Here is an 8,831-nt window from a genome sequence, read left to right on the forward strand (position 1 = left end):
ACGATGTTATGGGACGGGGCTCACTCCTCGTCGCGCAGCCGGGCCGCCAGGGAGGTCAGCGGCTCGGCCTCCTCGGTGTGGCCCAGGGCGGCCAGGTGGGAGACGGCGGCGTCGAGGCGGGTGAGGGCGGGAGCGGGGCGTTTCAGGTAGAGACCCTCCACGGCACCCGCGAGGCGGACGCACTCGGCCCACTCGCCGACCCGGTCGTCCTCCGGCCCCGGCTCGCCGAGCAGGGCGAGGGCCTTCTCCAGGGCGGTCAGTGCGTCCTCGTACGCGCCGGCGTAGGCGTTGACCCGCCCGTGTTCGTAGGCCAGGGCGCTGTCCAGGGAGCGGCCACGCGCCTCGTAACCGGCGGCACGGGCCTCGTCGGCGACCCGGCCGGCGTCGGCGAGGAAGGCCAGGGCGTCGGCCAGGCCCTCGGCGCCCTGCTGCTGGGCCTGGAGGCGGCCGAGTTCACGCAGGGAGTTGCTGAGCAGCTCGTAGCGCGGCTCCCGGGCATGGGCGGCGATCGCCTGGTCCGCGGCCTCACGGGCCGGGCCGAACTCGCCGGACTCGCCGAGGAGTACGGCCGTCTCCGCGGCGATCATGGCGTGGCTGCCCGGGTCGTCGTCCCAGCCCGCCGACTCGGCCGCGAGCGCGGCGAACTCCGCCGTGGCGGCCTTGAGGTCCTCCCCCGCGCGCAGTGCGCGGGCCCGGGTCAGGCGCAGCTGCGCGGCGAGGCGGTCGTCCAACTCCCCGGCGGCGACGTCCGGTTCGGCCAGCAGGGAGTCGAGCAGGGCGATGCAGTCCTCGACGCGGCCCAGGTCGAGGCTGAGCTGGGCCGCGTTGCTGTAGGTGCAGAACGCGTCGATCCGGCTGCCGTGCCGAAGGTCCGCCTCCGCCGAACGCGTCAGGTGCCGCAACGCCTCGTCGGGACGACCCAGATGCATGCAGGCCTCGGCCACATCGCCGTGCAGGCGGGTGATGTCGACCGCGCCGGCCGGCCAGTCGGCGGCCAGTCGCAGGCCTTCCGTGAGGTCCGCGTACGCGGCCTCGGGGTCCCTGAGGGCGAGCTGGAGCCGGCCGCGCAGTCCGAGGGTGCGGGGCAGGTGCCAGGCCGGGCCGTGTGCCTTCAGCCGGTCGAGGAGGGCGTCGATCTCGGCGACCGCGGCGGGCAGGTCGCCGGATATGGCGTGCGTGCTGGCCCGCAGCATCAGGGCGCCGGAGATCTGCCCGGCGAGGTCGTGCCGGGTGGCGAACGCTTGCAGCAGGTCCGCCTCGGCGAACGCCGGCGCGACGTGCTCCTTGCCTCCCGTCGTCTGCAGGCGCAGGCCGAGCGCGGTCGCCCGCAGCCGCAGCAGGCGGGCCTCCTGGTAGGGAGCGAGGCCGGTCGTCTCCTCGTGCAGGCGGACCATGGACGTGTGGGCGGCGGTCAGCGCGGCCGCCGTCGCCTCGGCTCCGTCCGCGTCCCCGGCGGGGATCTGGGCGGTGGCGAGCAGGGCGCAGGCGCGGGCGACTGCCGCGTGACCGGGCTGCGAGGCGTCGTCGTAGAGGGCCGCGGCCTCCTCGTTGAGCGCGGCGGCCTCGGCGAAGTCGTCCTTGTTGGCCGCCGAGGTCGCCTCGTCGGCCAGCAGGTCCGCGCGCAGCTGGACCAGCGTTCCCACGGCGGGGTCGTCGGGGTGGGTGTAGTCGCGGGCGGCGACGAGCGTGCGCAGCCGCGCGAAGCAGGCCTGGGCGTCCGGATGTCCCGGTTCCTCCAACTTCCGTGCCTGGAGGATGAGTTCCGGCAGCGCGTCGGGAACGGCAGCGGCCGTACGGGAGGCGGGCGCGGCGACCGGGGCGGCCGGGGCGACGTCGTCGAGGCTGCGGGTGCGCAGGGTCAGTTCCAGCGCGTCGAGGAGGGGTGCCCGGTCGAGGCGCGCCCGGCGGCGGTCGGTGTGGGTCGAGGTTCCGTTGCGGTGGTCGAAGCGGGCGGCGAGGTCGTCCGCGCGACCCCGTACCTCGGTGTGCAGCCCGGCCACCGTCCAGGTACGGCCGGCGTATCCGGCGGCGGGCAGTTCGCCGTGGCCGAGAAGTTCGACGCGCTGGAGGAGGACCTCGACGCCGGTGAGGAAGTCGAGCTGGTCCAGGGGCGAGTCGACCTCGTCGAAGAGGTTCCGGTTCTCGGCGAGCAGCTCCAGGCCGCGGGCCTCGTTGCCGGTCAGCGCGCAGAACTCCAGGTGCCGGCCGACCTCCCCGGACATCGCGGGGTTGCGGCGGCAGCCGCGGTAGCCGACGAGGTGCAGTTCGCGCGCCCGGTCGGCGTGGCCGGTGCGCAGCAGGGGCAGCAGCGCGTACGACAGGGAGCGGGCCGGCTCCTCCTGGCAGGACTCCTTCCCCGCCAGGACGGGCTCCCAGGTGCGCAGCGCCCGTTCGTCGTCGCCGGCGGCGAGGTGGAACAGCGCGCGCTCGCAGATCTCGCAGGCCTCGCAGTCGCTGAGCCGGGTGCGGGCGCGGCCCGCCCACAGTTCGTAGGCGAGCGCGGTGTCCTCACCGACGTGGGCGGCGAGCTGGTACGCCTGTCCGTAGTAGGGCTGGAGGCCGAGACCGGCCTTCTCGTAGCGGTCGCGCATCTCCGTCAGCCACTGGCGCAGGCTGGCCAGCGGTATCTCGGGCAGCTGGCGCAGGGCGTGGCCCACCCACTTGAACCGCCAGAACACCATGTGGCGCAGGCGCTCGTCGAAGACGTCGGGCTGCTCGTCGAAGAGGGTGAGCAGACGGGCGAAGACGACGGGAGACTTCCGGGGTTCGGAGCCGTAGGTGTACGCCTCCTGGAGTTCGAGGAGGGCGTGGACGAGCGGGACGGGCTCCTCGAACTGCTCGGCGGCGTCGACGAGTTCCTCGGCGGTGACGGTGCGGGTACGGCCGTAGGGACGCTCGTCGTTGTCCTGGAGCGCCTGGTACAGCTCGTCGGTGGTCTGGATCGCGGTGGGCATCGTCAGCTGTCCTTGCGGAGGGCGTGGGCGAGGAGGTCGAGGAAGGAGCGGTTGATGAGGCTCGACTCGGCGGGCCTGAGCGGGCGGCGGGACAGCATCGCGGCCTGCCCGTAGAGGGCTTCGGCGCTGGTGCGGGCCAGCTCGGGCTCGCCGATGGTGACGGCGGTGCGCACCAGAGGGTTGAGCTGGTTGAGGATCAGCTGGGCCCGCGGGGCCTCCTGGCGCAGGGCACCGAGGATGTCGCCCCACACGCCGCCCTGCTGCTCGCGGGCCAGCTGCGAGCGGGTGCGTTCGTGCCGGGCCTCACGGCTGTCGAGGAGGAGGGCGGGGGCGGAGGCGGGCTGGAAGGTGCGCAGCGCGACGTCGCAGTCGAAGACGGCGAGGGCGTCGCGGGCCTGGGCGAGATAGGCCGCGGCGGCCAGTTCCGTCTCCCGGTCGACGGGGTCGAGGTGGGCGGTGAGGGTCCCCGGGTCGAGGTCGGCGACGCTGACCTCGGGCCTGATCTCGGGCAGCCGGTGGACCAGTTCACGGTCGTAGGTGTAGCCGCCGTTGACGACGCCGAGCCCGGCGGCCGAGGCGATCGCGGCGACCTGGCGGAACTCCTCCACGCTCGAGGTGACGAGGACGGTGCGGTGGGTGCGCGCGAACTCGTCGAGGGTGGCGTGCCCGTCGGTGGTCTCGAACGGCAGCCACGGCAGCAGCATCCGCATGATCTCGTCGTCGTGCACCGCGAGCGACTTCACGGCCAGGTGGTGAACCTGGAGGAAGCGGCCGAGCAGCTCGGGGTCGCTGGCGGCGGCCCGGGCGATCCATGCGCGCAGGCGTTCGGCGAGCGCATCGCGTACGGCGGCCAGGGTGTCGTCCTCGTACAGGGACTCGCGGGACGCCGTCGGGCGCAGGCTTTCGGCGTCGACGACACAGCGGACGAAGAACGCCCAGTCGGGCAGGATCTCCTCGGCCTGCTCGGACAGCAGCATGCCTTTGACGTGCACGCGGTGGCCGTGGCGGCGCCCGGCCGGCACCGCCTCGGGCAGCACGCACGCGATGCCCTTCAGGCCGACGGCCGGCAGGTCCAGCTCGATGGTGTCCAGCGGCGTGAACCCGAAGACCTCCTCGCCGTAGGCGGCCAGGGCGCGGGAACGGGCTCCGGGGGTGGGATGGATGCGCGCCCAGGGCGCGGGATCGGGGTTGACCGGTGCGGCCTGGCCGCCGGGCCCGCCGGTGCCGTCGTCGAAGGTCACCGGGTGGCGCAGCAGGGATCCGAAGTGCCGGGCCAGCGCGTGCACCTGGGCCGGGCGGGTCCATTCGCCCGCGTCGGCGCGGGGCGTCAGCGTGACGGTGGTGCCGGGCCGGGGGCGGGCGGAGGCGGGCAGGGTACGGACGGTGTAGCTGCCGTCGCCGCGTCCGCGCCATTCCACGGCGGGGGCGTCGGGGGTGCGGGCGGAGCGGCTCACGACGTGGATCTCGTCCGCCACGAGGAAGCAGGAGAGCAGGCCGATGCCGAACTGGCCGATGAAGTCGGCGCGTTGCTCGGCGATCCGCTCGGCGCGCTTGCTGCTGCGGCCGATCGTCGCGAGGAAGGTGTGCACGTCGGCCTCGGTGAGACCGACGCCGTCGTCCTCGACGCGCACCACGGAGCCGTCGGCGAACAGGCGGATGCCGAAGGCGTCGGCGGGGCCGGCCGGTGCGAGGCTCTGCCGGGCGGTCAGCGCGTCCACCGCGTTCTGGAGGAGTTCGCGCAGGTAGACGCGGGGGCTGGAGTAGAGGTGGTGGGAGAGGAGGTCGACGAGGCCGCGCAGGTCCACCTGGAAGGTACGGTCGGTGGTGGCGTGGTCGGCGGGGTCGTGGCGCAGAGGCATGGGGCAGTCCGGGGAGAAGGGAACGGCGGGGGGCGATGGTCCGGCCGGGACGGGCGGGGACCGTGCGACCTTCAGCTCAGAAGGCCTTGCGGAAGCGTGCGTAGGCTTTCTGGGGGTCCGCCATGAAGGTCCACGGCCACTCGGTGAAGACACCGTCCAGTTCGCGGAAGACATTGGAGGCCTTGGTGCTGCCCGCCAGCGAAAGGGCCATGGCGAAGATGTTGTAGTCGCCCTGCCAGCCCAGGCGGCGTTCGTACAAGTGGTGCAGGATGCTGCGCTCCGCGGCCTCCCTCAGCTCGGTCCGGATCCGCGGGTCCTGCAGGCAGTCACGGTTGTCGGACTCCACCCACTCCTCGATGTGGGCCATGGCGACCACGCAGCCGAGGCGGTGCCCGTCGGGCGCGCGGGCGAAGGCCTCTCGGGCGAACGTCATGGCCTGGCCAGGCTCGCCGCCCCACCTGGGCTGCAGCTGGGACACCCACTCGATGTGGGTCTCCAGGTCCAGCGGGTCGCGGCGCAGGGCGGCGTCGCGCCGGGTCTCGTTCACGGCCGTGCCCAGGGACATGCCACGGCCGGAGGTGAGGAGGCGGCGCCACGGGGTGCCCCAGTCCGGCCGCAGCTCGGCGGCCTCGAGCAGCTGTTCTTCGGCGATCTCGAGCCGCTCGTGGAAGATGCGCCACTGCTCCTGCGTGACGTTCACGGCACGCGCGGAGGTGCGGGCCTCCCAGCCCCAGCTGATGTGGCGCGCCCCGGATATCAGCAGGGCCGTCGCCCGGTGCTCCTTGTCCTCCTGTACGGCCCGGCCGATCCAGTCCTGCACACCGTCCAGGTCGGCGAGCTGGCCCAGGACCGCGTGGTCGCGGCCGAGATCGAAGGGGGCAAGGGCTTCCTTGACCGCCTCCCAGTCACCGGCGTCGGCGGCCTCCACCAGCGCGAGCACCCGCGTGTCCCCGAGGGCGCGCAGCGGATACGTCCCGTTCTTCTGTCTGCGCGGGACGGGCAGGGCGTGCGGATCCGCATCCGGTCTCTCCGCATCCCTGCCGAACAGCTTGCCGAACATGCCGCGCCCTCCCCTGGTCCCGCGTGATCGTCCGGTGCAGCATAAGCGGGCCCACTGACAGCGCTTCCACCGGGTTTTCACCGGCACTTCACCGGTCCGGTCCCCGCGGACAGCCGTCGCGCGCGGTGCGGCCGTGTGCGGGGATTCGTCGGTGAGCCGGCCGCACCAGTGGAAGGCGCAGTCCGGACAGCCGAGTTCCAGGGTCACGGAGTGGACGGTCGCGTACCCGAGTACACCCCCGGGGAAGGCCGCTGAGCTGCTTGGTCACCATCGGGTTCCCGAGGCACGGAAAAGTGCGTTCTTCCATGCCAGCGCACACTCTCCTACGGTTTCCCAGTAACTACTGGAGACCACGGGCTCATGGGGCCCGACCATGGAGGCGTAGAGGATGGCCATCACCTTGCTGAATCCCGGCGGACTGCCGGAGATCGATGTCTACCGGCAGGTGTCGATCGCGTCCGGTACGAAGCTGGTCTTCGTCGCCGGGCAGGTCGCCTGGGACGCCGAGGGCCGCACGATCGGTGAAGGCGACCTCGCCGCGCAGGTCGAGCAGTGCTACGTCAACGTCGCCACGGCCCTGGCCGAAGCCGGCGGTTCCTTCGACGACGTGGCGAAACTGAACCTCCACGTCGTCGACTGGACGCCCGACAAGATGCCCCTCCTCCTGGAGGGAATGGCCCGGGCGGCCGCGCGACTGGGGGTCACCCCGGTCCCGCCGGCCACCCTGCTGGGCGTCGCGGCACTGGACGTCCCCGAGCACCTGGTCGAGATCGAGGCCACCGCGGTCCTCGACTGAGCACGGGTCCGCCGGGACGTGCGCCGCACCCGCGCGAGGTCGACGGTGCGGCGGCCGTCCGTCAGCGACACGAGGAGGTCTTGGGCAAGGGCAGCCCGCACCTGTGCCTGGGCAAGCTCCTCGCCCGCACCGAGATCCGGATCATGTTCGAGGAGCTGACCCTCGCCCGACCGGTCTCACCGGCCCTCTCGCTGTGCGTGTGCTTCGGCGAGGAGGAGGTAGGCGGCAGCCGTCCACGTGTAGGCGCGGTCGCGCAGGCCCGTGCCGGTCAGGGCGTCGAAGTTCTCGGCGAAGCCGTGCTCCTCGCACAGAACGCGGAAGCGGGCGCTGATCTCGTCCGCCAACCGGTGGTGACCGCCGCGCCGCAGGCCGTCCTCGACGAGGACCGTGGCGGGGGCCCAGATGGGGCCACGCCAGTAGCCGTCGGCGAGGTAGTGCGGCGAGTCCGGCAGTTCGGTGGCCAGGCCGTACGGAGTCAGGTGGGCCTCGATACGGCCGGCCAGCACCTCGCCGATCTCGGGCGGCAGATGCTCGCCCAGCACGATGGGCATCAGGTCGAGCAGGCTGGAGGTGCCCCAGGTGTCGCCGCTGTCGACGCCCCGGGCGACGAACCGGTCGCCCGTCCAGAGCTGGTCGAGCATCGCCTGCTGCGTCTCCTCGGCGGCCCGCGTCCACCGCCGGGCGTCGTCCGGTCTCTCCAAATGCGTTGCCAGGTCGGCGAGTTCACGCAGTTGGAGGGTGAGGAAGGCGGCGAGGTCCGCGGTGACGACCACGCGCTCGGGATCGAAGGTGGTGGCGTTGTCCCAGCCGCTGTCGTTGCCGTGCTGGTAGTGCGGCAGGGCCGCGCCGGGGGCACGGCGGGCGGTGAGCCAGAACTCCGTCCAGCGTTCTAGCCTGTCGTACGTGACGGTCAGTTCCGCGTGGTCGGGAGGCGTGGGCAGCAGGCGTCGCAGATGGCCGAACGCCCAGCCGTGGATGGGCGGTTTGACGAAGTTGTGGAGCACCTCGGAGTGGGTGACCGAGTCGGGCAGCGCCCCGGTCTCGTCCTGGTGGTCGAAGGGCAGCTGGAACTGGTCCCGGGCCAGTTCGGGGCAACCGGGGGCCAGGGCAAGGGCGTTGAAGCAGTGGTCCCAGCTCCACACCTTGTCCATCCAGTGCTTGGACATCAGGACGCCGGGCCGGGTGACCAGACCGGCCGGGCGTACGGTCGCCGACCACAGGACGTAGGCGGCGAGTTCGGCGGCCGGGGTGGCGGCCGAGCGCCACGGGGCCACGGTGTCGACGAAGTCCGCGAAGGAGTTCCGCGCGGCCTCGACGACCTTGCCGAAGGCCGCCGTCGACACGTAGGGAGGGCGGGCGGTGTCGAGTTCCTCGACCGCGATCTCCCATCCGCCGTCCGCGTCGGCGACGGTGACACCACGGTCGGCGCTGCCCAGGGCCTGGCTGCCGAACACGTCGGCCACCGTGCCGGAGAGCACCGAGACGCGGTACCGCCGTCCGGTCTCGTACGACGTGAACACGTAGGCGTCGGCGGCCGGTTCGCGGTAGAAGTAGGTGCCGCTGAACGGGGTCAGCGTCGGGGCCGCCGCAGAGATCCGCAGCGGCGCGCCCGCACCGCGCAGTCGTACCGTGTCCGGCGACTCGTAGACGAGGTCGATGCGCCCGTCGGTACCGGTCCAGCTGAGCAGGCCCGGTGTCGCCTCGACGCGGGTCTCGGCCCGCTCGCCGGTCACGGGGTCGAGCGGCACCAGGCTCAGGACGGCGTGCATGCCGTTCTGGTGCGAGACGAGGTGGAGGTCCTCGGCGTACGTCTTCTCCGCCACCACGGGTGAGATGCCGAACCAGGATCCGTAGGTGCTGAACGGGATGTCGTGGACGGAGAAGGCCGGGCCGGGACGGTCGGCGGTCATGAAGGGGCACTCGTTTCTCGAGCAGGGATCGTCAGGGGGAAGGGCTGCGCCGCGGAGGTCAGTCCTTGACGGCGCCGGCGGTCACGCCGGCGGCGACGTAGCGCTGGGCGAGGACGAGGATGACGGCGGCGGGCAGGGAGGCCACGACGGCGGTGGCCATGATGGCGTTCCACTGCTGGTTGTTGTTGCCGATGTAGTGGTAGATGCCCAGGGTGATCGGCTCGTGGGCGCCGCCGCCCGCCAGGGTGCTGG

At 72.7% G+C, this 8,831-nt stretch carries 5 protein-coding genes and 1 pseudogene; 1 reads left to right on the forward strand and 5 read right to left on the reverse strand.

Annotated features, from left to right (window positions below; genetic code table 11):
• Positions 1-20 precede the first annotated feature (20 nt).
• The 3 genes from RNB18_RS30215 to RNB18_RS30225 all read right to left on the reverse strand — a co-directional run bounded on the left by RNB18_RS30215 (position 21) and on the right by RNB18_RS30225 (position 5,873).
• Entirely contained in the window at positions 21-2,954 is a 2,934-nt protein-coding gene (locus RNB18_RS30215) for a hypothetical protein (protein ID WP_311717285.1), read from the reverse strand.
• Positions 2,955-2,956: 2 nt separating this feature from the next.
• Entirely contained in the window at positions 2,957-4,813 is a 1,857-nt protein-coding gene (locus RNB18_RS30220; RefSeq protein ID WP_311717286.1) for an HSP90 family protein, read from the reverse strand.
• 76 nt (positions 4,814-4,889) lie between these two features.
• Positions 4,890-5,873, reverse strand: a complete 984-nt coding sequence (locus tag RNB18_RS30225; protein ID WP_311717287.1) for a hypothetical protein — start codon at positions 5,871-5,873, stop codon at positions 4,890-4,892.
• A 388-nt stretch (positions 5,874-6,261) separates the two neighbouring features.
• Between RNB18_RS30225 and RNB18_RS30230 the strand changes: the two genes are divergently transcribed.
• Positions 6,262-6,669, forward strand: a complete 408-nt coding sequence (locus tag RNB18_RS30230) for a RidA family protein (RefSeq protein ID WP_311717288.1) — start codon at positions 6,262-6,264, stop codon at positions 6,667-6,669.
• 176 nt (positions 6,670-6,845) lie between these two features.
• On the opposite strand, the gene RNB18_RS30235 is transcribed toward RNB18_RS30230, so the two are convergent.
• Positions 6,846-8,579 carry an amylo-alpha-1,6-glucosidase gene (locus RNB18_RS30235; protein ID WP_311717289.1) on the reverse strand — a complete coding sequence of 578 codons (1,734 nt, stop codon included), beginning with the start codon at positions 8,577-8,579 and terminating at the stop codon, positions 6,846-6,848.
• A 58-nt stretch (positions 8,580-8,637) separates the two neighbouring features.
• Positions 8,638-8,831: pseudogene (locus RNB18_RS30240) on the reverse strand (carbohydrate ABC transporter permease); the annotation flags it as partial.

The organism is Streptomyces doebereineriae (assembly GCF_031845645.1).
Lineage (GTDB): Bacteria > Actinomycetota > Actinomycetes > Streptomycetales > Streptomycetaceae > Streptomyces > Streptomyces canus.

Bases quoted from the DNA above. Each gene is read 5' to 3' on its own strand.
- RNB18_RS30235 (WP_311717289.1), bottom strand. From the start codon at position 8,579: ATGACCGCCGACCGTCCCGGCCCGGCCTTCTCCGTCCACGACATCCCG.
- RNB18_RS30230 (WP_311717288.1), top strand. From the start codon at position 6,262: ATGGCCATCACCTTGCTGAATCCCGGCGGACTGCCGGAGATCGATGTC.
- RNB18_RS30215 (WP_311717285.1), bottom strand. From the start codon at position 2,954: ATGCCCACCGCGATCCAGACCACCGACGAGCTGTACCAGGCGCTCCAG.
- RNB18_RS30225 (WP_311717287.1), bottom strand. From the start codon at position 5,873: ATGTTCGGCAAGCTGTTCGGCAGGGATGCGGAGAGACCGGATGCGGAT.
- RNB18_RS30220 (WP_311717286.1), bottom strand. From the start codon at position 4,813: ATGCCTCTGCGCCACGACCCCGCCGACCACGCCACCACCGACCGTACC.